The sequence below is a fragment of the Exiguobacterium sp. s91 genome, from assembly GCF_018618915.1.
GTDB lineage: Bacteria > Bacillota > Bacilli > Exiguobacteriales > Exiguobacteriaceae > Exiguobacterium_A > Exiguobacterium_A abrahamii.
Window position 1 is genome coordinate 128,533 of sequence record NZ_JACSMZ010000003.1, and the last position, 25,976, is coordinate 154,508.

Annotated in this window: 23 protein-coding genes; 11 read left to right on the forward strand and 12 right to left on the reverse strand. The window is 44.3% G+C overall.

Features of this window, described 5'->3' with window-relative positions; genetic code table 11:
* Window positions 1–98 precede the first annotated feature (98 nt).
* Window positions 99–299: a cold-shock protein gene (locus tag KNQ06_RS13830; protein WP_023469752.1), complete on the reverse strand. Its 201-nt coding sequence runs from the start codon at window positions 297–299 to the stop codon at window positions 99–101.
* A gap of 275 nt (window positions 300–574) precedes the next feature.
* Window positions 575–2,965, reverse strand: coding sequence for an immune inhibitor A domain-containing protein (locus KNQ06_RS13835; protein ID WP_149428028.1), 2,391 nt, complete (start codon window positions 2,963–2,965; stop codon window positions 575–577).
* A 255-nt stretch (window positions 2,966–3,220) separates the two neighbouring features.
* Between KNQ06_RS13835 and KNQ06_RS13840 the strand changes: the two genes are divergently transcribed.
* From KNQ06_RS13840 to KNQ06_RS13850, 3 genes are all read left to right on the forward strand, one after another.
* Window positions 3,221–4,708 (forward strand): HD domain-containing phosphohydrolase, encoded by a 1,488-nt coding sequence (locus tag KNQ06_RS13840; RefSeq protein WP_149428029.1) that lies wholly within the window; start codon window positions 3,221–3,223, stop codon window positions 4,706–4,708.
* An 18-nt stretch (window positions 4,709–4,726) separates the two neighbouring features.
* Complete coding sequence (locus tag KNQ06_RS13845; protein ID WP_050677192.1) at window positions 4,727–5,158, forward strand: GyrI-like domain-containing protein; 432 nt, start codon at window positions 4,727–4,729, stop codon at window positions 5,156–5,158.
* A gap of 173 nt (window positions 5,159–5,331) precedes the next feature.
* Window positions 5,332–6,828: a M4 family metallopeptidase gene (locus KNQ06_RS13850; protein WP_149428030.1), complete on the forward strand. Its 1,497-nt coding sequence runs from the start codon at window positions 5,332–5,334 to the stop codon at window positions 6,826–6,828.
* Window positions 6,829–6,935: 107 nt separating this feature from the next.
* Here the strand turns inward: KNQ06_RS13850 and KNQ06_RS13855 are convergent, their stop codons facing one another.
* The 4 genes from KNQ06_RS13855 to KNQ06_RS13870 all read right to left on the reverse strand — a co-directional run bounded on the left by KNQ06_RS13855 (window position 6,936) and on the right by KNQ06_RS13870 (window position 10,440).
* A complete protein-coding gene (locus KNQ06_RS13855; protein ID WP_214772281.1) occupies window positions 6,936–7,802 on the reverse strand; it encodes a hypothetical protein in 867 nt (288 codons plus the stop codon).
* 68 nt (window positions 7,803–7,870) lie between these two features.
* Window positions 7,871–8,854: a YhdH/YhfP family quinone oxidoreductase gene (locus tag KNQ06_RS13860; protein WP_149428032.1), complete on the reverse strand. Its 984-nt coding sequence runs from the start codon at window positions 8,852–8,854 to the stop codon at window positions 7,871–7,873.
* Between the two features lie 256 nt (window positions 8,855–9,110).
* Window positions 9,111–9,617 (reverse strand): hypothetical protein, encoded by a 507-nt coding sequence (locus tag KNQ06_RS13865; RefSeq protein WP_149428168.1) that lies wholly within the window; start codon window positions 9,615–9,617, stop codon window positions 9,111–9,113.
* A 49-nt stretch (window positions 9,618–9,666) separates the two neighbouring features.
* Window positions 9,667–10,440, reverse strand: coding sequence for a hypothetical protein (locus KNQ06_RS13870; RefSeq protein WP_214772286.1), 774 nt, complete (start codon window positions 10,438–10,440; stop codon window positions 9,667–9,669).
* A 141-nt stretch (window positions 10,441–10,581) separates the two neighbouring features.
* Between KNQ06_RS13870 and KNQ06_RS13875 the strand changes: the two genes are divergently transcribed.
* The gene (locus tag KNQ06_RS13875; RefSeq protein ID WP_214725153.1) at window positions 10,582–12,219 is read left to right on the forward strand and encodes a glycosyl hydrolase family 28-related protein; all 1,638 of its coding nucleotides are present in this window, start codon (window positions 10,582–10,584) and stop codon (window positions 12,217–12,219) included.
* A gap of 41 nt (window positions 12,220–12,260) precedes the next feature.
* On the opposite strand, the gene KNQ06_RS13880 is transcribed toward KNQ06_RS13875, so the two are convergent.
* The 3 genes from KNQ06_RS13880 to KNQ06_RS13890 all read right to left on the reverse strand — a co-directional run bounded on the left by KNQ06_RS13880 (window position 12,261) and on the right by KNQ06_RS13890 (window position 15,095).
* A complete protein-coding gene (locus tag KNQ06_RS13880; protein WP_050677198.1) occupies window positions 12,261–13,082 on the reverse strand; it encodes a DUF1028 domain-containing protein in 822 nt (273 codons plus the stop codon).
* Between the two features lie 99 nt (window positions 13,083–13,181).
* Entirely contained in the window at window positions 13,182–14,585 is a 1,404-nt protein-coding gene (locus KNQ06_RS13885; RefSeq protein ID WP_215148587.1) for a YfcC family protein, read from the reverse strand.
* A gap of 228 nt (window positions 14,586–14,813) precedes the next feature.
* Window positions 14,814–15,095 (reverse strand): putative quinol monooxygenase, encoded by a 282-nt coding sequence (locus KNQ06_RS13890; RefSeq protein ID WP_023469763.1) that lies wholly within the window; start codon window positions 15,093–15,095, stop codon window positions 14,814–14,816.
* A 156-nt stretch (window positions 15,096–15,251) separates the two neighbouring features.
* On the opposite strand from KNQ06_RS13890, the gene KNQ06_RS13895 reads away from it, so the two are divergent.
* From KNQ06_RS13895 to KNQ06_RS13910, 4 genes are all read left to right on the forward strand, one after another.
* Window positions 15,252–15,737 (forward strand): cupin domain-containing protein, encoded by a 486-nt coding sequence (locus KNQ06_RS13895; RefSeq protein WP_023469764.1) that lies wholly within the window; start codon window positions 15,252–15,254, stop codon window positions 15,735–15,737.
* Between the two features lie 86 nt (window positions 15,738–15,823).
* Window positions 15,824–16,714 (forward strand): aldo/keto reductase, encoded by an 891-nt coding sequence (locus tag KNQ06_RS13900; protein ID WP_133208434.1) that lies wholly within the window; start codon window positions 15,824–15,826, stop codon window positions 16,712–16,714.
* A 13-nt stretch (window positions 16,715–16,727) separates the two neighbouring features.
* A complete protein-coding gene (locus tag KNQ06_RS13905) occupies window positions 16,728–17,660 on the forward strand; it encodes an aldo/keto reductase (protein WP_133208435.1) in 933 nt (310 codons plus the stop codon).
* An 80-nt stretch (window positions 17,661–17,740) separates the two neighbouring features.
* A complete protein-coding gene (locus tag KNQ06_RS13910; protein WP_119182619.1) occupies window positions 17,741–18,187 on the forward strand; it encodes an OsmC family protein in 447 nt (148 codons plus the stop codon).
* Between the two features lie 72 nt (window positions 18,188–18,259).
* On the opposite strand, the gene KNQ06_RS13915 is transcribed toward KNQ06_RS13910, so the two are convergent.
* On the reverse strand, window positions 18,260–19,087 hold the full coding sequence (locus KNQ06_RS13915; RefSeq protein WP_214772299.1) for an HNH endonuclease: 828 nt from the start codon (window positions 19,085–19,087) through the stop codon (window positions 18,260–18,262).
* A gap of 40 nt (window positions 19,088–19,127) precedes the next feature.
* Here KNQ06_RS13915 and KNQ06_RS13920 point away from each other — a divergent pair, with 40 nt between their 5' ends.
* A complete protein-coding gene (locus KNQ06_RS13920) occupies window positions 19,128–20,846 on the forward strand; it encodes a hypothetical protein (RefSeq protein ID WP_214772301.1) in 1,719 nt (572 codons plus the stop codon).
* Between the two features lie 44 nt (window positions 20,847–20,890).
* Here KNQ06_RS13920 and KNQ06_RS13925 read toward each other — a convergent pair whose 3' ends face one another.
* Window positions 20,891–22,144 (reverse strand): DNA cytosine methyltransferase, encoded by a 1,254-nt coding sequence (locus KNQ06_RS13925; protein WP_214772303.1) that lies wholly within the window; start codon window positions 22,142–22,144, stop codon window positions 20,891–20,893.
* A gap of 196 nt (window positions 22,145–22,340) precedes the next feature.
* Between KNQ06_RS13925 and KNQ06_RS13930 the strand changes: the two genes are divergently transcribed.
* Window positions 22,341–23,525, forward strand: a complete 1,185-nt coding sequence (locus KNQ06_RS13930; protein WP_214772305.1) for a class I SAM-dependent rRNA methyltransferase — start codon at window positions 22,341–22,343, stop codon at window positions 23,523–23,525.
* Between the two features lie 84 nt (window positions 23,526–23,609).
* Here KNQ06_RS13930 and KNQ06_RS13935 read toward each other — a convergent pair whose 3' ends face one another.
* Window positions 23,610–24,608, reverse strand: coding sequence for a zinc-binding dehydrogenase (locus KNQ06_RS13935; protein WP_149428039.1), 999 nt, complete (start codon window positions 24,606–24,608; stop codon window positions 23,610–23,612).
* 109 nt (window positions 24,609–24,717) lie between these two features.
* Between KNQ06_RS13935 and pepT the strand changes: the two genes are divergently transcribed.
* Entirely contained in the window at window positions 24,718–25,953 is a 1,236-nt protein-coding gene (gene pepT / locus KNQ06_RS13940) for a peptidase T (RefSeq protein ID WP_215148589.1), read from the forward strand.
* The last annotated feature ends 23 nt before the right edge of the window (window positions 25,954–25,976 follow it).

The following is a 25,976-nucleotide window of genomic DNA, read 5'->3' on the forward strand; positions in this document are numbered from 1 at the left end:
ATTTGGTAATTGGAGTATATCTCACATTTATCTTGAATTCAAGATATTAGTCTAATAAAAAACCGCCCCTCCGAAAAGGGACGATTGAATAGTTGAAATTAAAGTTTTACGACGTTAGCAGCTTGTGCTCCACGTGCGCCTTCAGTGATTTCGAACTCAACTTCTTGACCTTCGTCAAGAGTTTTGAAGCCTTCACCAGTGATTGCTGAGAAATGTACGAATACGTCTTCTCCGCCTTCAACTTCGATGAAACCGAAACCTTTTTCTGCGTTAAACCATTTTACTTTACCTGTGTTCATGGGAACAACCTCCAAAAATAAATTACTTAATACATATGCTGGGCATATGAAAAGAATTCATTATTGTCCCGAAATACATGGAGCAACGAAAAGATTGTTCGTGACACGATGTGAATCCGTAATGACAATAACAATATTAAGCTAACGTAAGTATAGAATGGATGCGCTTTAAAAGTCAAGTTGTCAGACCAATGTTTTTTCCAATTGATTCCACTTCTTCTACATAACTAAAATAAAAAACAGGTTCAGCCGAAACTGAACCTGTTCTTCTGTTTTTAACGGTGGATCCAGACTGCTCCAGCAGAGTTGTCTTTCGCTTCACCGATGACTTGAATCTTCAGTCCGTTGTTCGGAAGCAATTTCCCTGCGTCCGGAATCAACTGGTTGATGTACGATTTCGAATCATCAAACTTCGTCACACCTGGGAGACCTTTGTAGTCATAGAGTCCACGTGATGGCGAATCGATGAGCCATGCAGGTGCTTTATCATAACTGAAAGCAGCATCTGCGATCTGGTAACGTGTGCTTCCTGTCGTAACCGGCTTACCGTTGAGTGTTCCAACGATTGCTTCAGGATGTGAGTCGACGACTCCGAGGAATCCTTCACCTGGGTGTACGCCAACCCAGTTATCGTTGAAGCTTGAATCGCCATACCAGACGACAAGACCTGTGTTGTACTTAACGCCTCGTGCATGCTCGAGTGCTTTATCCGAGCCTGCATAGTTACGCCATTCGAGGTAGTACGCGTTATCGGCATAAGAGAAACCGTCTGAAGCAACGAAACCATCTAGAGTGAACTTAGGAGTACCCTCTGCATCATCTTCAAAGACGACTTTACCGTCAACTGTCAACTTCGCGTTATCAAGTGCAAATCCGTCTAGTGCAAGTCCACCATCTGTCACGTATTCAAATTTCAACGTGACTTTTTTACCCGCAAATTCGCTCAGGTCATATGATTTATCGACCCATGCTCCTTTTGTTGATTCAGCACGCTGATCACCATCTGTATCTTGATCCCCGATTTTATCGATGACTTTCGATTGACCGTCAGCAGTAGCTGTGACTGTCAAGTAATCGTAATCAAATTCAACATCGTAAAAGGCTTTGAAGTCGAACTTCGCTTCTTTTGCATTCGTCAAATCGAACTCTGGTGAAGTCATCGACGTATGAAGATCATCACCTTTCGTACTGTAGTAATACTTCTTACCGTAAGCCGGCGTGATACCTTTCACTGGTTTTTTCGGTAGATTTACTTTGATGATTCCTGGATTTTTTGATTTCGTTACACTCTGGTCGAGGTACGATGCCGTTCCTGCCTTAGTGAGTGAATCAAAATCAATCTGTTGGATGTTCGCCCAGTTTCCACCCATCACGTTTTGGAAGAACTCTTTGTTTTGTGGCGAGAAACTTGTTGGTTCTGTTCCAGCAACTTTACCATTCCAGCTACCACCACTCATGATAGACCAAGATGCAACTGGTTCACCTTGACCTGTGTACTGTGTATCGTACTCATCAGGAAGTCCAAGATCATGACCAAATTCGTGCGCGAAGACGCCGACTGCGCCATCTTCTGGTTGAACTGTGTAATCATAAGCAGCCATTTTTCCGCCCCAGTAATTGACGCTTGCCGTCGTATCCGCTACAGGATACACGCTACCAAGTGTCCAGCGGTGTGACCAGATCGCGTCGTCACCGAGCTTACCGCCGCCTGCTTCTTGTCCTGTACCAGCATGAATGATCATCAAGTGATCGACGAGACCATCTGGCTCATTCAAGTCGCCATCGCCGTCCATATCGTACTGGTCGAACTTATCGTAATCTGCTAAGTTAATGCCGGCTTTAACAGCTGCATTCAAGGAATCCTTGACGAGACCACGTGGTCCTTTTGCGCCAGGCAAGTTATCGTTTCCACCTGCAGGATTATCCGAACCATAATCTTTTGCTGTTCCAGGAACAGTCAACCAATTGGACACCGTACCATCTACCGAGTAACTACCACCTGATTGTTCTTCATAGAACTGTTTGAACGTTTTTACTTTGTCTCCGTTGAAGAGTTCGAACTCTTGATCACCAAACATTAAATCTTGATAATGTTTTTGGTTGAAGTCATCTGAATACATATATCCAGGCTCTTGAACGACGTTGTTGTGCTTGAAGTCGCTGTACTCGACGAGAAGGACGAGGACTTTGTCCGTCCGTGTCGCACCGTTATAGGCTGCCTGTTTTGCTTTATCCACTTTGACGAAGCCATTCGGATTACCTTTTTTGTAGTTGTCGTGTTTTTTCTTTAATTGTTTAGCAAGTTGTTCCTTTTGTTTTGTTAAGAAGTCTTTTGTTTTCTTATCAAACGCGGCTTCTTTACTTGATTCATGATCGTGGTCATGATCGACGGCCGGTTTTCCGTTCGCCTTTTTGTCCAGATACTTTTGAACGGCTTTTTGTTTTGCTTCTGCTGAAGCTGCTTTTGAGATGACCCCACGTTTTTCAAGCACTTTTGCTAATCGATCCTGATCGACCGTGTTCAAATCCATCGGTGCACCAGGTGCTACTTTTTCTGCTGCTTGTACGGACGTTACCTGCCCACCAGGTAAGACCGGACCAACAGCAAATGCAGCTGCCGTAATTCCAGAAAGAACGGCTAGGCTAAGCTGTTTCTTTTTTCCCACGTGAATTGACCCCCTATGTAGTAGTGAAAAGCATCTGATTACTATACTTTTCTGAATATTCAAATCATAGATTATTTTATTTCGTTAATCAATTGCTTTTAAGACAATTAGTGCTTTGTAACCATACCTATTTTTGGGGATTATTTTCAAAAGATTTTCAAAGGATTCTTTCACCTCTTTTTCAAAAAAATACGTTCTTATTATTTTAGAAAACGGTACGCTGAAAGCACTCTAATTCACTTAAGGGAGGATACAATGAGCGCTTTACAACGTTTTGAACGTCACTTACTAAGGAACTATCTAATCGGTTCATTCGTCGCTGTCTTCGGCGTCGGATGTCTGTTTATTTTTGAGACCCTCACCTTCACTAGAACCGAACAATTGATGTTGATGGGGCTCATGGCCGTATCTGTCAGTCTGATGTTTTTACTCGAATACACAGTCTATTCGCGACATATTCACCCTTTACGTCGTTTCTTCCAAAACGATATTCCGTCTCTCGTCTCGTTTCAGGAGGCTTATCAAACGGTACATCGTTTTCCGGTACTGACTGTCCAGCGCATCATGGGACCTCATTTTTTAGGACTTTCTGTTCCCGCTTCACTTCTGACAGCACTAGCGATCTCTCAAGGATGGTTACAGATGCCGTACTATTTGATTGGTCTTGCTTGTTTTGGTGCGGTCCTCGTCGCCATTCTGCATGCGCTGATTGAGTTTTTTCTAACCTATCGTGTCACGGAGCACATGCTTCTGACGTTAGAGAAGTATGCTTTTGAACATGGATTTGATTTTCCTAAAAAAACGACAGTTGTCACGCTAAGACAAAAAATGCTCATCAGCATACTCATCATCGGTGTTTTCCCGATCATGCTGTTCGTTCTCGCCTCAGCTGTCCAGTTAACGGAAAATGAGAGCCTTCGCTCTTACTGGAGTTGGGCGACACTTATTTTAATCGTCATCTTATCCGTTGCGACGTTTTGTAGTCTTCTTCTCTATGAAAACATCCGTAAACCAATCGCTACCCTGCAACAAGGGATTCAAGATGTCGAAAGCAATCGACTCGTCTCATTACCGAATCCATATTCAGACGAGTTCTCCCATCTCGTTTCTGGTTTTAACTTGATGATGGAAGGTATTAAAAAGCGTGATGCGGAAAACGAACAGTTACTTGATAGTTTGTTTACCTTGTTTGCTGCGACACTAGATGCCCGTGATCCTTACACAGCCGGTCATTCCGTTCGTGTCGCTGCCTATTCAGTCGAAATCGCTACCGCTGCCAATCTACCGAACGAACAAATCGAACTGTTACGTAAATCCGCGCTGTTACATGACATCGGAAAAATTGGGATTCGAGACGATGTGTTATTGAAAGAAGGACGTCTCACAGACGAAGAATTTCAGATCATTCAGCAACATCCAGTCATCGGTGTGCACATTCTATCGCAAGTTCAGCTACCAAAGACGTTACAACCGATTCTTCCTGGGGTAAAGTACCATCACGAACGCTATGACGGAAAGGGGTATCCGGAAGGTCTCGTAGGAGAGGACATTCCACTCTTCGGTCGAATCATGGCGATTGCTGACGCCTATGATGCGATGACATCCGACCGTCCTTATCGTAAGGGAATGTCCGCAGAAAAAGCCTTGTCGATTTTAGAAGAAGGTATGGGTACACAATGGGACGCCACCTTTACGCGTCTATTTCTAGATTTGAAGCGTTCGCCCGTCGAGGACGTGTCATAAGAAGGAAGGGAGTTTCTGATGCATCCAAAAATCGTTGAACGCCATGAATTTTATTTTGTGGGACTTGGACTGACGTGTGAAGAGAACGAGTTGCATACATTGATGCCGGAACTCTGGCGTGAATTTTCAAGACGTTCGCATGAGATCCCTGCAAAGCTGGACAGCTATCCGCTCGATATCTCGCTCGAACGAAACGGAACCAAATATTCGCAATGTGTCGGGTATCCCGTCTCGTCGCTTGAACAGATTCCTAAAGGTATGAAAGGGCATCGGATTCCTGCTGCGCGTTATGTCTTCTGGAAGCACGAAGGACCGGATATCGAAATTTGGAAATCGTTCGAGAAAATCCAACGCTTCGCTTCAAAACAAGGAATTGAGCTTGACCCACATGATTTTAAAATTGATGAGACCCGAGATGACGTCCACCATCTCTACCAACGCATTCGCTGAACCATTCTCTTGAATGGTTCTTTTTTCGTCTTGAAATATCTTTTACACTTAATAATTCAGTCCAGGTACTACGGACTATATTCAGAAAATTCTATTTAATTCGAATGACTTATTCTCGCTTCTCTGATTCTTTGGCATAGTTAGACTCAACCCAAACAAGGAGGCGATTTATTTTGAAAAAGTTTCTCGCTACATCGCTTGTCGCAAGTGTACTTGTCGTTCCTACGGTAGTAGGTGCAGAAGGTCTTCAGTCTGGTAAGCTCACGAAAGCTTCGTCAGAACCAGCTGCAACGATCGTTAAAGATTTCGTGAACAAAAAGGGTGACTTTGCTGTTCAGAACGTCGAAAAAGACGGATCTTCACAGATCGTACGTCTCCAACAAGAAGTGGATGGCGTCCCTGTCTTTGGTAGTGTCGTCGTCGGGAACGTCGCGAAAGACGGTACTTTGAAAGCAGTCGTAAACGATGCAATCAACGTCAAAGGAAAACCAGGTCTCGCGAAAAAAGCAACGCTCTCTGAAAAGAAAGCCATCAAACTTTATCAAAAAGCAATCAAGGCTTCTAAATTCGAAGTCGCTCCAAAAGCAGAACTCGTCATCTATCCAGTAAAAGATGATGCTGTCTATGCATACAAAGTCACATCGACAGTCCTCGCTGGCAAAGAGCCATCACGTTGGACATACTTCATCGATGCGAACTCAGGTAAAGTACTTAACAAATTCGACCAACTCGCTCATGCAACAGGTACGACTGTACTTGGCACAAGCGCAACGTTCAACACGACGTTGAGTGCTGGGAAATACTATCTTCAAGATACAACGCGTGGAAAAGGTGTCTACACATACGACGCGAAAAACCGGACATCACTCCCGGGAACACTCTGGGCAGATGCAGATAACGTCTTCAACGCGACATATGACCGCGCTGCTGTCAGTGCACACGTCAACGCTGCAAAAACATATGACTTCTATAAAAACACATATGGTCGTAACAGTTACGACAACGCTGGTGCACGCTTGAACTCAACGGTCCACTATTCAACGAACTACAACAACGCATTCTGGGATGGCACGAAGATGGTCTATGGTGACGGAGATGGCACGACATTCGTCGCACTTTCAGGCGCACTTGACGTCGTCGCTCACGAATTGACACACGCTGTCACAGAATACACAGCTGGTCTCGTGTACCAAAACGAATCTGGTGCGATCAACGAAGCCGTCTCAGATATCATGGGTACAGTAGCTGAGTATACAGTCGGATCGAACTTTGACTGGCTCGTAGGAGAAGACATCTACACACCAGGAGTCAGCGGTGACGCACTCCGTTCGATGTCGAACCCAGCTGCTTACGGTGATCCAGATCACTACTCTAAACGTTACACAGGTACGCAAGATAACGGTGGTGTCCACATCAACTCTGGTATCATCAACAAAGCTGCTTACCTCCTCGGTAACGGCGGAACGTTCTACAACGTATCTGTCACAGGAATCGGTGTACCGAAACTCGGTGCGATCTACTACCGTGCCCTCAACGTGTACTTGACTCCAAACTCGAACTTCAGCTCACTCCGTGCAGCAGTCGTTCAATCGGCGAAAGACCTTTACGGTTCAACAAGTGCAGAAGCAACAGCTGCAGCGAAATCATTTGATGCAGTAGGCGTATACTAAGAAAATCTCCTCCCAAAGGATTTTCATATTTCCTCCCGAGTGTCGGACTCGGGAGGTTTTTTGTGCAAAAAAAAGACGAACTCGCTTCAAGCGAATTCGCCGTTCATTCATTCTTGTCCAGGATCACGCGCAAGACGTAGACGCATCTTTCCGTTGTCCGGGAACACTTTTAGTTGTAAGGATTCTCCCTCGTACCACGTACCATAGCTCGTATCGACGACGGGTTCACCCAGTGTCGATAATCCACCAGTCGAAGCATTCGTCCAGTCAATTGCTTCAATGATTCCATCCGAGACGACAAGCAGATATCCAGCATTCGAGAAGTAATACGTATTGACGGCATCCTGTTGTGTATTACCAACAGCACCATACTTCGCTTCGAATTCAGCAATCGGTTTTCCGAGATACTGCTCCGGCTTGTCAATCGGTTGATTAGCGACTGCTTGCGAGAGCGCCGCAAGAACGGCTTCGTCTGACGTCCCTTTTGGTGCTTCCAAACGAACATCACTTTCCGGTAAGTATCCTTCGATGCTGTCATTGAGTTTGAGATGGACCATGCCGTCCTTCGCATCCAGTACCTCATAAACATCACCTAAATCTGCTTTGTAGATGACACTACTACGATTCGTATCACCGTAAACGTTCGCGAACGGACGCGTCACCCAAGCCGCTTGCGCATACTCTGCTGCTTTTTTCTTTGATTTCTTCTTTTCTTTTTTCGCTTCTTTTTTATCATCCGTTGCTGCTGTTTCCTTCTTCGACTCCTCGTTTTGTGTTGCTTGATTGGTCGTTTTCGGTTTTTCAAGTGTAGATGTCGCTTGAGAAGCATCGTTGTTCGTCAACATATACAACCAACCACCGACGATGAATAATGTCGCGAGAATACCACCAAAGGCAATCCCTCGACGATTTCGTTTTTGTTTCCGTCTTTCTTGTCGAGACTGTCGTTCTTGTTCTTGTTGGTGTTCACTCATGTATGGTTCCTCCTGAAAAAGTCGACACAGTTTTTCCCCACTATACCACCAATGTTTACTCGAAATATTTAAATTTCGATGACAGTTCGACCACGATGACGTGAAGTCAGCAAGGCTTCTGCGATTTCAGGTAAATCGTTTAGTGTTTTGATATCGACTTCTGACGAAAGATTGACCTGCCAGTCACTCGCTAAACGTTGCCATAACGCTTGACGATAAGCAATCGGTGTTTGCACCGCATCGATTCCAATCAAGCGGACACCACGTAAGATGAAGGGATAGACTGTCAACGTCATTTCTGCCCCACCGACGTTCCCACACGTCGTGACGACACCACCATATTGCACGAAGCGAATGACGGACGCGAGCAATGGTCCCCCGACCGTATCAATGACACCGGCATAAAGCCCTTTTTTTAGAGGACGATCGGTTTCTTCTAGGAATGTCGTGCGGTCTAGTACCTCAGCCACTCCCTTTTTGAGCAATCGTTCTTGTTCTACTCGTTTTCCGGTCACGGCATGTACCGTGTATCCTAATCGAATCAGTAAAGAAATCGCAATCGTACCAACCCCACCTGTCGCTCCCGTCACGAGGATCGGTCCTGCATCCTTCGAGACGATTCGCAACAATTCATCAACCGATTGCGCTGCCGTCAATCCGGCCGTTCCATATTGCATCGCTTCTAATGGACGAATGGATTCTGGAAGTAGCGTCACCCAATCGGCTGGTACACGTATGTATTCTTGAAATCCGCCCGAAGTGTTCATCCCGAAATCAAAGCCATTGACGACGACGGCTTGACCGATGTGAAATCGTTCATCAGTCGTTTGTTCGATGAATCCTGCTGCGTCAACGCCCGGGGTATGCGGATAGGATTTCGTCACCCCACGATTACCCGACATCGATAAAGCATCCTTATAGTTGACGCATGAGTGTGTGACACGAATCAGGATATCTCCTTCTGGTAAATCATCGACGTGCTTTGTCTCGATATTCCCCTCGTATGATCCATCGACTTCGCGAACGACGAATGCTGAAAAAGTGTGTTCCATGATCTCTCTCCTTTCGCTTGTGCTTCTCTATACCCTGTTGTTTCCATCGACACACTAAAAATCCCTGCCGTTTCTCAAAGAAGCGACAGGGAGCGGGGACGGAAAAAAACATCAGGATTCCATAGGTGGTCAAAGGTAACAGGTCAATCTGTCAACGGTTCGTGGTCATCGGTTTGCCATCGCCATTTCTTCTCCACAAAGGAAAATTGAGGTCCGTCCCCTATCCTTGACGGGGAGTCTCACCGCGCCAAGGAAGTTACATATAACGTCCACCATCAAAGTCAATCGTCGTCTGATAGTTTGCCGCATTGATTGCATTCGATACTTTGTGTGCTCGTCGTTCCACTTCCTCCGCTTTTAAACGATAGGCATCTGGATCAAACAAGGCATGACGAATGATCGTCGTCCCTTCGAATCCATATTGGAACTCGCGTTTTGGTCGACTTGCGAGCATCTGATAGTTTTGTGCCTTTGCCCGTAATTGGGTAGCCCACTCGATCGCTTCGACGAGTGGTATGTCTCCTTCATCCGTCTCAATTACGGTGTTTAAATTCGCTGCATAAACGAGACGATCCAAGACCCGCATGTCATGACGTACGATGTCCATGGCGGCTTCGACATCGGTTAAGGTTCGACCTTGTTGCGCGGGGAGTGCTTCTCCCTTTTCTAAATCAATGAACGCAACGCGCTCCATCTCTTCAATCAACTGATCAAGCTGTTTCCTCAGGATACTCTTTAATTTCACAGCATCTGCTAGGTACATCATCATCTCCCCTTTCCTGTTCCATTTACGTCACCTAATTCAAAAAGTTTCAATTGAACTGGTGGACGAAGGCTCCGAATTCTCCCTGGATCGTTTGTTTATCCCTCTCCGATAACGTAGTAGCTTTTTCTGTGTACCGTTCTAAGAGATAGGTTTTTATTAAGAGATGGGAAGGTTGAAATCCGATCCGCAGAAACCACTCCTGAAACGTCTCTGTATCATGCCGCTGTAAACGGACCGGTAGGATCTGATTGAACTGGATGAGCTGTTTGCGAATCCAGGCATCTGGTAAATCAATTTGTTTCTCGATCGAAACATAATCGTTGTGTATAGGCTGCAACGGGATATCCGTTCTTATCAAGTCTTCATCTTGTTTCTTGGTCTTTCGACGTTTCCGCCAAACGATATAGCTTATGATGACTAGCGGGAGAACAAGCAGACTCATCAGTAACATCGATGAGGACGATCCTCCTTTTTCATTCGTACCTCGTTTAGCATTTTCAACTCCTATAGTGAAGATCTTATTCTTTTTCTTTTTCGGTTTGAGGTCTTTCTGCTTCTTCGGCTTTTCCTTGGTATCCCAAGCACGTAAATCTTCATCATTCTTCATTTTCTTTTTAGGTAACCATGAAAAAAATCGAATGTTTAACAATTCGCCTTTTTTCTTGCAGTTCGGTTTACACGATCTATTTGTTTCGATTCCAGACGGCTGAACCGCTTTTGGCTTCATTGCTTGAACAGCCGCTTCTGTCAGTGGCTTACCGATTCCTAAGATTAGCAAAATCAGTCCGATACCAATTACGAGTCGTTTTCGAAGTGACATCAGAAGACCCCCTCTTTTAAATACCATTATAATCCATATTAAAAATTTTTGTGTATTTTTATGGATGTCTTGAAACAAGGAATGATTGTGTAAAGAGAGGGGAAAAGGTAGACAGACCTATTCAGAGAGGGGAACCATTTCATGTTAAAACTCGATCACACGCATGATCCGTATCAAAATGCGGCGTTGATTCAGGAATACGTTGAAACGTCAACCAACGAACAAGCAGTTCGACAAGCGGAACAACTGCTACACGATAGTCCATTCGTCGCACCACGACGCAATCCTAACCTCAGTCGAACGCTTCGTTCGATGATCTCGCCATTATTTTTGACGAACCGTGATAAACATATTCTACCGCTGACACCCGCTTTCGTGACACCACGCGATGAGATTCGACCAAGTTGGTTCGGTCGTCTCAATCATGAGTTCGAACGTTTGATCAGCGATGTCGAAACTGTCGATATCACTGATTTTGGCGCAGTCGGTGATGGACAGACGGATGATACACAAGCATTCATTGAAGCGCTCGGTGATGGACATCGACAAGTCCATGTCCCAGCCGGTACGTACGTCGTTCGGGGAATTCGTTTGCCAAGTTATACGATTTTAACAGGAGCCGGTAAAGGGAAGACAATTTTAAAGATGCACGATGATGCACCAAAAGGACGACGTCTCGTGACGAACCAAAATTATCTTCTCGGCAATCATCATCTACTCGTCGAAAAAATGACGCTTGATTGGAACATTAAACGCATCGGTGACGCGAAAAAAAGTAGCACATGGGGCAACCACTCCAGTTGTCTTACGTATGCGCATGTCACCTATGGCTGGGTCTTTGATGTTGAGGCCGTCAACCCGGGACTTCACTGTTTTGATATCTCGACACCATATTACAATTACAACGGAGATGGAGCTCGAGCAAATTTAAGTAGTTCATTCATCTGGTTCGATGGATTGACCGGTTATGGATTCGGCGATGACGGGATTACGACGCATCATAGTGATCATCTCTTCATCTCGAACTGTTTCATGCATGATCCAAGTGGACGTGCCCATGCAGAAGGCTTTTCCAATTCAAATGGAATCGAAGTCGATGATGGATCACGCGACGTCTGGTTGTTCAATAACGCAACAAGTCGTTGTTTCGGTGGACTTGAGATTAAGGCACATGCAACCTCTTCTGCTGCCTCGACCGTCAAAATCGTCGGACACCTATCGATTGATGATCATCGCGCGTTTAACTTCCGACACATCGGTCACCATCAAGCGACTGATCCGACGTCTCAGACGGCTTATAATATCATCGCAACGCGTTTGATTGCTCAGACTCCTAAATATACAGAACTCTATGCGAATTCAAAACCGCGTGCGCTCGTCGTTTCCGCTTATCGTAATGTCGTCATACATGATTTTACGGTGCTCGGTGATCCTTATTATGACTATCAAGAACAACCGATGATCGGGATTCAATATAAGGCACGGAACGTCACGATCAGTCAGTTGAAGATGAGCGGATTCCGACAAGCGAAAACGGACATCCAAATCTTTGGGGGAGAAAATGGGGCTGAAGACGTACGCCTTCGTGATATCCGCATTGAGGATTCTGCCAAACACGGGATTACGATCGGTCCAGACATCACGCGTGTCAAGCTAACGAACGTGGCATTAAAAGGAGACGGAACAGTTGGCTTAAACGCTAAATCGGAACCGGAAATGGAACGATTCATCGCGACCGGATTCAAAGTACCGATTCGCGCCCAGTCGACACAAGTATGAACAAAATGACAGGATGGACCGCGGTCCATCCTGTCATTTTTTCATTGTGCTCGAATATACGCGAGAACACGTGTATCAATCGCACGCTCCGCTTGTTCGCGCATCTCGAAGTTTTCCGTATGCAGATACGTCCGGAACGCGTCTTCGAAATCACCGCGGTAGCCAAGCGCTAATAATTTATCCATCAACTCTGACTCTAAGGCATCATCGATTGGCTTGATTTCTTCTGGCTTACTCGGTTGCAAATAAAGTGTATGCAGTTGATAGATGCGTTCGAGCTCTTCAATCGGACTCGGATGATCGTCAACGCGTAAATCAATATATCGGTCGTTGAATCCACCGTATCCGCCACCCTCCTTGACGACGAGGAGTGCCGCTGATTGCATTCCGCGTGAATCCCCGCCTGCTGCTTGACCAGCTGCTAACGCACGCAACAAACGTTCTGCGAGCGGACCTTGTGTTGATTCAAAGACACGTGCCATCTCTTTTACCGTGTTACCGTCTACAAGAATATTCCCTTGCGCTGCAAAGTGTTTCCCGGCAATACCGCCTGCCCAGTCGTTACATCCCTCTCCCGTGAATGTCGCACTCTTGCCATTCGCATCAATGATTCCCACTTGACGATCCGCTCGTCCTTCATCTGCTTCCGTCAATCGACGCAACACTTCGTCCGCTGAAGCACCTTGTTCGATCATTCGTAATCCTTCAGGGCCATACGTCGTGTTTGCAAACGATTGTGTCGCTACCGCACCTACTCCCGCCTTCGCAAATGGTACAGCACTCCCGACCGCTAAAAACTTCGACTGAACGGCAACGCCCCATGCTTGTTCTTTTTCACAATACCCAACGATTGAATATGTCACTTCAGTTCCCCCTTTAGTCATTACCTATTCCGTTCGTGATAACGCTTCCCGATTCCTGCAACTGAAAAACCTTCCGGACAGATGTCCGAAAGGTCGACTTCATTGAATACCAAGCGTTACGGCAAGTAATAAGGCAGCACATGCCAAGGCAATCCAAATCGCGAAGAGTTTCCAGACGAAGCGTAACCATTGCTCATACGGAATGCCTGCGATTGCGAGAAATGCCATCAAATGCGCGCTCGTCGGGAAAATCATGTTCGTCAGTCCATCTCCATATTGGAATGCTAGGACAGCCACTTGACGCTCGATCCCAAGTAAATCCGACAATGGTGCCATGATGGGCATCGTCGTCGCCGCTTGTCCACTCCCCGATGGAATGAAGAAGTTCGTAATCAATTGCACGGCGTACATCCCGATGACGGCGAAGAACGTTGGCAAATGTCCTACGGCATTCGATAAGCCGTAAATGACCGTATCGATAACACGTCCTTCTTCAAGAATGACGACGATTGCTCGAGCAAATCCAACAATCAAGGCGCCGAACGTCACGGCTTTTGCGCCGTCAATCAAACTCTCGAACGTACCGTTCACACCAAGCGTAACGATTCCCGCAATCATCCCGATGATCAAGAAGGATGCGGTTAATTCCGTCAAATACCAGCCCCACTCAAAGATTCCGATCACATTGAGCGTAATGCCACCGATTAAAACCAGTAAAACAAAGGCATGACGTTTCGAAAAGCTTGAAATCGTCGTCGCTGCTTCTTCCGAACGACGTTGTTCGAGATCATAAACAAGACTGCGCGCCGGATCATGTTTAACTTTCCGTGCGTAGTTCATCACATAAAGAATCGTCACCGCTAAAAATACGATATACACAGCCGTTCGATACCCGAGACCACTAAAGAGCGGTACTTCCGCAATTGATTGAGCGACACCTACCGTAAACGGATTCAACATCCCGCCGGCAAAACCAACCGCTGCCCCTAGACTGACGATCGCGGCTCCTGTCATCGCATCATATCCAAGGGCACGTGCTAACATGATCCCAATTGGCACGAAGATGATTGTTTCTTCTGCCATACCAATCGTTGCTCCGGCAATTGAAAAGACGAACATCGTCATCGGAATCATGATGTGCCCTTTTTGACCAAATCGACGGATTAATTGATTGATTCCCGCTTCAATAGCACCGGTTTGACGAATGATACCGAAGACACCACCAACTAAGAAAATGTAAAAAATGATCGCAGCACCCGCTTCCATGCCTTGCGGAATTGCTTCAAATAAACCAAAGAGATTGACAGGCGCAGACTCTACCGCGCGATATGTACCATCGATGACGGCAGTCTGTCCGTCTTGCTTTTCACGATCGAATTGTCCTGCTGGAAGTGTATACGTCAAGATGACTGAGATGATGAGAATTGCCATGATGATGGCATATGTATGAGGCATCTTGAAGAATGATCGCTTCGACTCTGCTGCATTCGTTCGTTCATTCATGATAAAAGCCTCCTTTTTGTGTCTTTATAAGAATAATGCCCTAATCAGGGAAAAACTAACAGTTTCAGTGAAATGTCATATGATTGTAAAAGAAAAGTGAAACACTCTTATATGAAATCTGAATTGAAAATGAACGTTCTAAACGGTCACATTGAACGAAAAAAGGAGGATATTCTCGGTCATAAAACCGAGGATATCCTCCTTTTTTATTTCGTTACTCTCTTACACTTATGCTTGGAACGATTGAACGTCTAATGGTTTAGCAAGAGCCGTTTGTGCAAACGCAACGAATTGTCCGAAATGAGCACTCGTGTTGTGTGCTTCGATTGCAGCTTGGTCTTCCCATTTTTCAATCATCATGAAGACATTTTCGTCTTCTGTGCTTTGGAATAAGTCATAGCTGATGTTTCCTGCTTCAGCACGTGATCCTGCAACTAGTGTTTTAGTTGCTGCTAAAAACTCTTCTCGTTTTGCGGGTTGTACTTCTAATTTTGCTTCGATGGCGATCATCGGAAAGCCTCCTTTGTAATTTCGTTAACTTAAGCATCTTAGCACCTCCGAATTCGTTACGCCATAAAGATGCTTGGACGATTGATGATATTTAATTACGGGTAATTACAGATGTAATTATTACTTTGTGCCACACCAGAGAAAGGAGCAACGAAGATGCGCGTTGAGGTATTTTATTTTGAGGATGACGGGCACATTCCGAACAACCCGACATTCCCGGTGTTGATTTATCGGCACGCATTTGCAGAGCCATCACACATCGAACAGACCTTCCATGCACATGACTGGCGTAACAGCTGGGTGGATGGGATTTTTGACTTTCATCATTATCATAGTATCGCTCATGAAGTGATCGGGATTCTTGAAGGGCATGCAACCGTTCAGCTGGGTGGTCCGCTCGGTAAGACCTTCACTTTGACGAGTGGAGATATTCTTTTACTTCCTGCAGGTACGGGACATAAAGCACTTGATACAAGTCGACACTTTCGAGTAATCGGTGCCTATCCGGATGGTCAAGATTACGATACGCTGACAGGTCAAACAAGTGAACGCCCGGAAAATCTTCAACGTATTCGTCAGGTGATGCGCCCAACTCAAGATCCTGTATTCGGTGATCACGGTCCCTTGTTTGAGCATTGGTGACGTCTCCTTCTATTGAAGAAGACGTTTTTGTTCGGAGTTCGCGTGGTAAACCCTACTATTGTCTCTCTACTAAAGGAGGAAGAACGATGAACGCAACAGAAAAGACGTTGATACTTGCTGCATTAAAGCAAAAAACGGTGACGTTTCCCGATCAGACGCATGTTCGGGCACTCGGACAAGGTACGTGGCGGATGGGAGAAGAGTCGGAGAAGCACGAAGCAGAAATCGAAGCACTCCGTGTCGGTCTTGATAGCGGAATGGAACTCATCGATACGGCAGAGATGTACGGAGAAGGTGCTTCTGAAGAATTGATTCGCGACGCGATCGCAGATCGACGAGAGGAAGTCTTTCTCGTTTCGAAAGTCTATCCGCATCATGCTGGTGGGGAAGCATTGAAGCAGGCTTGTTCCAACACACTTGAACGTCTTGGTACCGATTACCTTGATTTGTACCTTCTGCACTGGCGTGGCGACATTCCACTGAAACAAACCGTCGAAGGACTGGAAGCTTTAAAACAAGAAGGAAAGATTCGCCGTTGGGGTGTGTCTAACTTTGACGTATCAGACATGAAAGAACTGTTGGCACTGCCAAATGGTGATCAATGCGCTGTCAATCAGGTACTCTATCACCTTGGATCACGCGGAATCGAGTATGAACTATTACCGTTACTACGTGAGCATGGTATTCCAGTGATGGCGTATTGCCCACTAGCAGAAGGTGGTTCATTACGCGATCAACTTCTGAATCATCCGACTGTCGAAGAACTCGCTGAGACACACGGTGTGGATCCGGCACAAATTCTACTCGCATGGGCGATTCGTGAAGGTGACGTCATCGCTATTCCTAAAGCCGGACAAGCACATCATGTCGAAGCCAATGGTCGCGCTGCGCTTCTGAATTTAACAGAGGAAGAGTTAGCTGCACTTGATCAAGCGTTCCCAGCACCAACAAAAAAAGAACCACTCGATATCGTTTAAGGAGGTCATTTTCATGACAAAACATGTTCAACTCGGTCAATCTAACTTATTCGTTCACCCAATCGGTCTCGGTACGAATGCTGTCGGTGGACACAACTTGTATCCGAATCTCGATGAGCAAGCCGGACGCGATCTCGTTCGTGTCGCTTTGAAGCAAGGAATCAATTTCCTCGACACAGCTTTTATCTACGGACCAGAACGTTCGGAGGAACTCGTCGGTGAGGTCTGGAACGATACGGTCGCTCGAGAAGATGTCGTCCTCGCGACGAAAGGTGCGCATCAGTTCGTTGACGGAAACGTCGTCATGAACAATTCACCAGACTTTCTCCGTCAATCGGTCGAAGAGAGTTTAAAACGTCTTCAGACAGACTATATCGATTTGTATTACATTCATTTTCCGGATGAATCGACACCAAAGGATGAAGCGGTCGCAGCACTCGCTGAACTGAAAAAAGAAGGAAAGATTCGCGCAATCGGTGTCTCGAATTTCTCACTCGAACAACTGAAGGAAGCGAACAAAGACGGACATGTCGACGTCTATCAAGGGGAATACAACCTATTCAAACGGGATGCGGAAAAAGAATTACTCCCGTATATCGTTGAAAACGGTATGTCCTTCGTCCCGTACTTCCCACTCGCTGCTGGATTATTGGCAGGGAAATATACGAAAGAGACGACGTTTGATGATCTACGAAAAAATGATCCCTTGTTCCAAAAAGATGTCTTCGAACAAAATCTCGCAAAAGTCGATCAACTACGTCCGATCGCAGAAGCACACGATGCGGAAGTCGCACACGTCGTACTCGCGTGGTATTTGGCACAGGACGGCATCGATGCCATCATTCCTGGTGCCAAACGACCAGATCAGGTGACGGATACGTTGCGTACGTTAGACGTTCAGTTGTCGCAAGAGGATATCAAAAAAATCGACCAAATTTTTAGCTAATCGATCTCTTCCTATGCACATGAGCAGAATAGGCGAAAAATCATACTAAACTTCGTATGATGGAGGCATGGAGGCGATTGATCATGAAGCACCATTTTCATTTAACTGCAGACTGGCCGGGCAATCGCAATGATGTCGGTCAGATCGAGACGGGTGAACTAAAAACAAAAATCTCAATTCCGGACGCCATGGATGGTCCAGGGGTTGGTACGAATCCAGATGAGATGTTACTTGGGGCTGCTGCTACGTGCTATATCATCACGCTTGCCGCGATGCTTGAGCGTAGTCACATTCCAAAAGTTTCGTTAACGATGGAATCTGAAGGCATCGTGGATGTCACGAACGGTGTCTTTACGTACGACGCGATCATTCATCGTCCGAAACTTTTATTACCATCTGATCTGTCGGATCGTGATCTGGAGAAGGCGCAACGTCTTGCTGAAAAAGCGGAAGGTTCGTGTATGATTACGCGGGCGCTAGCTGGTAATGTTAAAGTATCGCTTGAGGCTGTTGTGGAGCGCGTGTAAATTAATTTTCAATTAGAAATCAAATACTCCTTTAACTATGTATTTTCTAAAACACAGTTAAAGGAGTATTTTTTACTGAACTCCATAACGATAAGGCGTGTTCAAAGAACCTTGTATCTTACTTTTTAACATTTCGTAAGAGGCATTCTCATCTTGTCTCATTAATTTATGAATTATTCGATGGCAACTTGCACATAACAAAGCTAAGTCTTCAATCTGAGTATCTGTTATGCCACTTATACTTAATTGATTTTTATGATGCGCTTCAATGTAACCTTTCCCGATAACTCCATAAACTTCCTCATAATTCATCTCACAAATATCACAGAATAATTGTCCGGCGTGTTTAGTTGCAAACTGTTCTTTTGCTTTTTTAACTACTTTTGCATTTCGTTCTGTTACGTAATGCGTGGCGAGTCGCTTTTCACCTTCTGTATAACGCTCATCCTCCAATAGACTTTCAGCAATGTGCGAGTTAAGTACTTCACTTTCGTCTGTATAGTACTCTGTTGGAAAAGCAAAGTATTCTTTAAATTTACTTTCGAAAGTATCAAAGGTCATAAAGGGATGAAATTTTTCCAGTTTAAATGATTTATCTGATCCGTTAAGATCTTTTTTTAAGTTTATTACTTCATTTTGATTCAGCCATACAAATTGTATATCGTTTATTCTGACTAATTCTTCCTCATTGGTAATACAAAAAATAAGGTAATCATATTCGGTTACTTTCGTATCTCGGATGCCATACATTCCACCCGTTGCTCCTCTTATTCCGATACGTTTTCCATCTAAAATTTGCTTATTCTTTTCTGATTTAAATGATACATTATATTGATCAGACAACGATTTTAACCACTCTTTTGTTAACTTTTTCATTACACCTACAATATCTTTTTGCAAGATCTATCCCTACTCTCGTTTCATTTGGAGGATTGCATGTATGATCAAAAAACAGAAAAAATCAGGAGACCAACATACTAAAGATGTTGCGATGTATTTAGAACAATTGATTCAAGAGCAATCATCTCTTTCACAAGAACAACATCCCGCAACAATCGTTGCTCAATTTCTATTCACCCAGTTTCCAAAAACGAGTGAAGTCAAAACTAAATTCGATTTTAAACGTGCTGATCATCATGCTGATTTATATATTTATCAAGACGAACACATTTATCCGATTCATTTATTTTTCCTTAAGAAAAATACAACGATTCAACCTAAAAATCCTGGTGCTAAATCTTTCTTACATAAGTACTTTGGTTTAACGGAATCCCAACACACCTTTAATGCATTACTGGATCAGGCGCGTTCTAAACTTTTTCAAGATATTGCGTTTCACCATGGGATCACCGATTTATATGTATCAGAGGCAACGTTAAAAAAATCAATTCATGCATTGCAGTTAGATGAGACCATACTTAAAGCCTATCGTAGACGATTCTTAGAAGGTATTCGGGATCATTGTTATTCGCTCCTTCTTAAGAGTCTAAATGAGCATCAATTTGATTTTTTCAAAGGTTTCAAGCATCTATCGATGATTGAAGAATATAAAATTATATTCATCGAAGAAACCTCTGAGATCAAACTAGAACAACAGACAATGCAATCATTCGAATCCGTACATCTATTGAAAAAGAACAATTCATCGATTCATATCTTAGTGGATGACTATGAGCTCGAACTTCGATTCAAATTCGAGTCTTCTTTGACGTCTTCCATTAAATTAGCGACAAAACTATCGCATACTCGTGAACTAACGAATCAATTTCAACAAAAAACGAAGCAACTCAATACAAAGTGGTTAAATGCTTTTGAAGATTCTCTACATACTCATACATTACTTACTCATTCGAATAAAAGTAATGCAATCGGTCGCTGTCATGAAGTCCTTACGTTATATCAATTCATCAAACACGATCCAACGATTCATTTAGTCGATCCTACTCAAGTCCATCAGACATTAACAGCTTACTATTCGTATCTTGAACCAAACGTAATGCAACAACTGATTGATAGTGCTCACGTTACAACTTCCGTATTACTTCAATACCTAAAAGATGTATATGGTAAGTCTCAGATTGAACAAGTTCAACTCGTATCAGATAGCTATGTCGCGAATAAATTAGAAACAGCAGACATCTTACTCACTCTTCGACATGAACAAACCTTGATTGAGCTTCCCCTGTCCTTAAAAGCACTAAAAGCTCATAATTCTGTCATGACGATTAAAAATCCAGGTGCTGGTACGATTCTTTCTTATCAATATTTTGATGTTTTCGACGAAATGCAGGAGTTCATTGCAAGGATAAAAGAAAAGTATTTGGTCGGATTGATCTCACGTCAGGAAGTCCTCTCTGAGGTATCGAACGAAATCACAAGACACCTTTCCATCGCTTCACAAACGTCTCTTGTTTCTGGATTGAAAAAAATGATTGGAACGAACTTATCGATTGTCTCTTTTTATCAAAGTTTAACGTGCTCCATTCATCCACCGATTGAAGTCGGAGGGCATATTCATGTATCTCAACATTCATCGACTACGACACGCTTGACTTGGTCCAACGGTAACGAATACTTGAACTTTCGAGTTAAGTTCAGTGCTGGTGTTTCTCATGGATGGTCGTCCCTAAAATTGTCATGTGAACGTTCCGTCTCATAATAAAAAAACGGATCTACTCATCAAAGAGCAGATCCGTTTCACGTTTAAAAAAGCTTCAATTGTTGTTCTGATTGCTCTGCAACTAACTCCTCTGATTTCAACCAGTCTATGATGGGTTGCAGAATACGCAACGCTAAGAGTACAGGTACAGCATTTCCAATTTGCTTATACTGTTTATCTAACCGGTTGTTTAGCTGCGTTTTCGTATTGCCACCATCGTAAAATTCGAACCAATCCGGAAACGTCTGGATACGGGCCGATTCCCGAACACTCATACGACGATTGGAACCCACTAAGCTCCATTCATCTTTTCCTATTTTTTGCATTGCCTCTCCACCTGGCCACAATTGTGCTTGTCTACCAGATGCTTGAATCGTAAAGGCTTGCTCCGTCCATTTCTTTTTACGATTACGAGATAAATACATCGGAGAAAAACCACCACTATACACATCAGTTGGTTCCTTCGGTAAATCTGCAATCGTCTCTTCTAAAGTCACGTAAGGATATTTTCCTAAAGGACCATGAGTAGGATCTGGAAATGTATATCTGAATGAAACATCTTTTCGTACACCGATGATAAAGACACGTTCCCGAAGTTGTGGCACCCCATAGTCTCGAGCATTGACCAGTTGGTAATTCACTTCATATCCCGCTGCAGCAAAGTCTTCAATGATTTGACGCGCTACTTCCCCTTTTCCTAAGGTTAATAATCCTTTTACGTTTTCAGCGACGAATACTTTAGGTCGTGCTTGCATGATCGCTCGAATGAAATGGATATATAAAAAGTTTCGCTCGTCATCAATCAAGCGTGGACCCGCTGAACTGAATCCAGGACAAGGAAATCCACCAAGTATGACATCACATTCAGGAAAGTGTTTGATTTTCCGTATATCTCGACCGTCTTGAAAGACCTCTGTCGAAAAGTTCATCTTATATGTGACGGCAGATTCTCGAAACATGTCATTCGAAAAAATCGTCTCTGTTACGTTTCCTTTTGATATTAACTTCTCAAAAGCTTCTTTTGATTGAAAGACTCGTTCAATGACATCTTCTCCGTACAGACTAACAAGACCAGCTAGTTCTAATCCTAAATCTAATCCTCCCGCTCCAGAAAACAGACTAATTACACTATGTGCTTTTGTTGAGCGTTTGATATCAGAAAAAAAAGCGGTATCGTCTGTTTCAAAAATACGGTTTGTTTCTTCCTGGATTTTTTCGAATAGTACATTTTTTACATCGTTCTCTTCATATTCAGTCAAGGGACGGTATTTTGCTCGTCCTCTCTCGTTTAATTTCATAGGTTTACCTCCTGGCAACATCCTCTTACCTTTATTATAAGCGAGCATCCGTTAAAAGGCCAGCGTTCTGATTAAATCGTAGAATAATTGATTTTAAAGACATCGTCTTTTTTATATACCAGTTATCCACATGTGGATAACCCCATTTATGGTATAATTATGGCACTTATCCACAAGTAGAAATGAGGAAACTAACATGTCTCGTGAACTTTATCCGATCGTCGTCAAACCAGAATGGATTGAATCGATTCAAAGCGGGTATCCCGCGTTACGCAAGGAAATGTTCGAAGCTTTGCACCATGTCAAAGAGGCAGGCGGACTGCTTCATCTGATGACAGAACATAAAGAATACCTCGCGACCGGTTATTTTGGCAAGCAGGAAAAAGGTGTCGGTTGGACTCTCTCAATGGACGAGCAAGAAGCGATTGATGTCGCCTTCTTCAAACAACTTTTTGAAAAAGCGTTAGACAAACGAAATGAATTTTTTGAAGAGTATTCAGAAGCCTTCCGTATCTTTAACGGTGCTGGGGATGGTATTGGTGGTTTGACGATCGACTGTTATGATCATCATTACCTCATTACATTCGAAAATGAAGGCATCTATACATTCCGCCCACTGATTCTTGAGGCTCTTGAATCACTACTGAATTATAGAAGCATTTATGAAAAACGAGATTTCCTCGTCGATCTTCAACCGGTCAAAGGCGACGACTTTTTGAAGGGGGAACGAGGCGATTTTCCTGAAGTCGCACAAGAATATGGTGTGTTGTATGAATATGATTTGGATGCTGGCATGCGGACTGGTTTTGACATTGCCCAACGTGAACTTCGCCGAATCCTTCTCGATTCCGTCGAACGAAAGACCGTACTTAACCTCTTTTCCGATACAGGAACGTTAACGGTAGCTGCCCTTTATGGTGAAGCTGCCCGAACGACAAGCGTTGATTTCTCGACACGTAGTCGAAATAAGACAAAAGATAATCTGATGTTGAACAGTTTTACTCCCGAAAAACAGAAGATTATAGTTCAGGATGCGTTCGACTACATCGAACAAGCGGATAAGAAGACTCGTTTTGACGTCGTCTTGTTCCATCCGCCCGTACAAGTCAATACACGGACGCGTCAGTTTCGGACGGAACAGGATCTCGCTCTTTGGATCCAAAAAGTCATTCATCTGACGAATCGCGGAGGACTGCTTGCGATTACGACAGATAGTCCTGCTCTTGATGCCTCACAATTGAAAAAAGCTGTCGAGCAGGCATTCAACAAGTTGCGTCAAAAATTCGAAGTCGTATGGGAGCAACCGGAGCAGAAAGATTTCCCGACTCCTCCTTCCATGCCACAACTCGCTCCAAAAAGCATTCTTGTTCGCCGTAAATGATCTGTTATATAAAAAATCCGCTACCGAATTTTTCAGTAGCGGATTTTTTATACTTTTAACAGGAAATGTAAAATGAATGGAGAATCATTTTTTAGGGGTTGGATATACACTCACCTTACCAAAATGTGATGTTTGATCAAATCGTTGATAGAGATCGTTTAACGCATCGCGTTCATAAGGAATCTGCTCTTCAATCCGAATCTCGATGACACCCTCTTCCACTAAATGAACGAGTTCTGATAAGTGACGTTGCTGTTGTTTCATCTCCTCTACTTTTCCTTTCAGTAACGGAAGCGCGACGAACACAGCTTCAAGGGACAAGGCTTTACTATGCATCATCGTTAAATCTTGTGTCGTCCGTGTCGCGATCGAAATGATGCGTCCCCGCTCTTTTGCGAGTATGAACGATTCTTGTAAATGGTCACCACCGACTGTATCAATGATGACGTCGAATCCGTCCAGATCCAGTCGGTTTAATAACGCTTCAGCTGATTCTTTCTTGTACCGATGAACGCGAATCCCTTTCGCTTCTAGCCAAGCTGCCTTCTCGTCAGAAGAGGCGCTCGCTGTGACGTCGCATCCATAATGACGAGCAAGTTGCACGGTAAGATGTCCTACTCCACCCGTTCCACCTGCTACATATACACGAATGCCTGGAGTAATCGCGATTCGCTCTTTTAATATTTCCATCGCGGTCAACCCAATCACCGGTAAGCAACCAGCAACCTCAGCCGAGACCCCTTCCGGTCGGAAGACTGCCATCTGTTCAGGCACAAGCATTTCTTCCGCTAGCGCACCGGCACGTGTTCCAAGTCCACCGCCAAATGCGACGATGCGATCGCCGATAGAAAAAGACGTCACACTATCCCCAATCCCAATGACTTTCCCCGTTACATCCCCCTGGAGAATTCCAGTCGTCGAAGCCGCCGCCACATGTCCGAAGAACATCTTCGTATCAAGTGGATTGATGCTCGACCCCTCGATTTGAACCCGTAATTCGTGTTTCCCCGCTTTTTCAGGTGTGACGTCTTTTTCTGTAAGTGATGCGTCTTTTCCATACTGATCGACTACGAATGCTCTCATGAAAAATTCCCCCTTTTTCATTATTAGTCTATCATGATTCAGAATTCTCTCACATTATGCGTTCATGCTATGATGAAGGTATCTTATGACGAGAAGGGACGTTTTTGATTTGAAACAAGAATTGATTGATCGTCTAACTACATACGTGAAAGTCGATACACAGTCGAACTATGAGAGTACGACTGTTCCAACAACTGAAGGGCAATGGACACTAGCTCGTTTGCTCGTAGAAGAATTAAAGACCATTGGCATGGAAGAGGTCACGGTCGATGACAATGGTTATGTCATGGCGACGTTACCCGCTAATACAGATGCAGACATTCCGACAATTGGTTTTCTTGCTCACCTGGATACAGCAACGGACTTTACAGGTACGAATGTTCGTCCGCAACTCGTGGAAGCCTATGATGGAAATCCGATCACGTTAAGTGAAGTACCGTCCGTCATCCTGTCGCCAACTGATTTTCCGGCACTACACAACTATGTTGGTCATACCTTAATGACAACGGATGGTACGACATTACTCGGTGCCGATAATAAAGCCGGAATCGCAGAAATCATGACAGCCATGCATCATCTGATTTCACATCCAGAAATCAAGCATGGTCGCATTCGTGTTGCCTTTACGCCAGACGAAGAAATCGGTCGTGGACCACATCACTTCAATGTCGAAGCATTCGATGCCACGTATGCTTATACGGTTGACGGCGGTCCGCTGGGTGAACTCGAATACGAAAGCTTTAATGCGGCTGCAGCCAAAATCGTCTTCCACGGAACAAATGTCCATCCGGGAACAGCAAAAGATAAGATGGTCAATTCGCAGAAACATGCGATGGCATTCCACGATCGTCTTCCTGGAGAAGAGTCTCCTGAATTCACGGATGGTTTCGAAGGCTTCTTTCACCTGATTTCGTTTGATGGTTCTGTCGAAAAAACGACGCTCGACTATATCATTCGTGATTTTGATCGTGAGGCGTTCGAAGGACGGAAACACTTCTTATCTGCCCTTGTCGATGAGTGGAACAAAAAGTATGGCGCCGGCAGTGTCGAAATCGATTTACACGATCAGTACTACAACATGCGCGAAAAAATCGAACCCCATATGCACATCGTCGATATCGCTCATGCAGCGATGGAGTCGCTTGACATCACACCGATCATTAAACCAATTCGTGGTGGGACGGATGGATCACAACTTTCATACATGGGTCTTCCAACACCGAACATCTTTACCGGTGGCGAGAACTACCATGGCAAGTTTGAATTCATTTCGGTCAATAATATGGTCAAAGCAACACAAGTGATCATTGCCATCGCTCAAGAATTTGAACAAGCTTCGCGCTAATCAAAAGCAGATTCTCAGCGCTG

Coding starts and splice junctions, on each gene's coding strand:
- KNQ06_RS13830 (WP_023469752.1), bottom strand. CDS start 299: ATGAACACAGGTAAAGTAAAATGGTTTAACGCAGAAAAAGGTTTCGGT.
- KNQ06_RS13840 (WP_149428029.1), top strand. CDS start 3,221: ATGAGCGCTTTACAACGTTTTGAACGTCACTTACTAAGGAACTATCTA.
- KNQ06_RS13845 (WP_050677192.1), top strand. CDS start 4,727: ATGCATCCAAAAATCGTTGAACGCCATGAATTTTATTTTGTGGGACTT.
- KNQ06_RS13855 (WP_214772281.1), bottom strand. CDS start 7,802: ATGAGTGAACACCAACAAGAACAAGAACGACAGTCTCGACAAGAAAGA.
- KNQ06_RS13860 (WP_149428032.1), bottom strand. CDS start 8,854: ATGGAACACACTTTTTCAGCATTCGTCGTTCGCGAAGTCGATGGATCA.
- KNQ06_RS13865 (WP_149428168.1), bottom strand. CDS start 9,617: ATGTACCTAGCAGATGCTGTGAAATTAAAGAGTATCCTGAGGAAACAG.
- KNQ06_RS13870 (WP_214772286.1), bottom strand. CDS start 10,440: ATGTCACTTCGAAAACGACTCGTAATTGGTATCGGACTGATTTTGCTA.
- KNQ06_RS13875 (WP_214725153.1), top strand. CDS start 10,582: ATGTTAAAACTCGATCACACGCATGATCCGTATCAAAATGCGGCGTTG.
- KNQ06_RS13885 (WP_215148587.1), bottom strand. CDS start 14,585: ATGAATGAACGAACGAATGCAGCAGAGTCGAAGCGATCATTCTTCAAG.
- KNQ06_RS13890 (WP_023469763.1), bottom strand. CDS start 15,095: ATGATCGCCATCGAAGCAAAATTAGAAGTACAACCCGCAAAACGAGAA.
- KNQ06_RS13895 (WP_023469764.1), top strand. CDS start 15,252: ATGCGCGTTGAGGTATTTTATTTTGAGGATGACGGGCACATTCCGAAC.
- KNQ06_RS13900 (WP_133208434.1), top strand. CDS start 15,824: ATGAACGCAACAGAAAAGACGTTGATACTTGCTGCATTAAAGCAAAAA.
- KNQ06_RS13905 (WP_133208435.1), top strand. CDS start 16,728: ATGACAAAACATGTTCAACTCGGTCAATCTAACTTATTCGTTCACCCA.
- KNQ06_RS13920 (WP_214772301.1), top strand. CDS start 19,128: ATGATCAAAAAACAGAAAAAATCAGGAGACCAACATACTAAAGATGTT.
- KNQ06_RS13925 (WP_214772303.1), bottom strand. CDS start 22,144: ATGAAATTAAACGAGAGAGGACGAGCAAAATACCGTCCCTTGACTGAA.
- KNQ06_RS13930 (WP_214772305.1), top strand. CDS start 22,341: ATGTCTCGTGAACTTTATCCGATCGTCGTCAAACCAGAATGGATTGAA.
- KNQ06_RS13935 (WP_149428039.1), bottom strand. CDS start 24,608: ATGAGAGCATTCGTAGTCGATCAGTATGGAAAAGACGCATCACTTACA.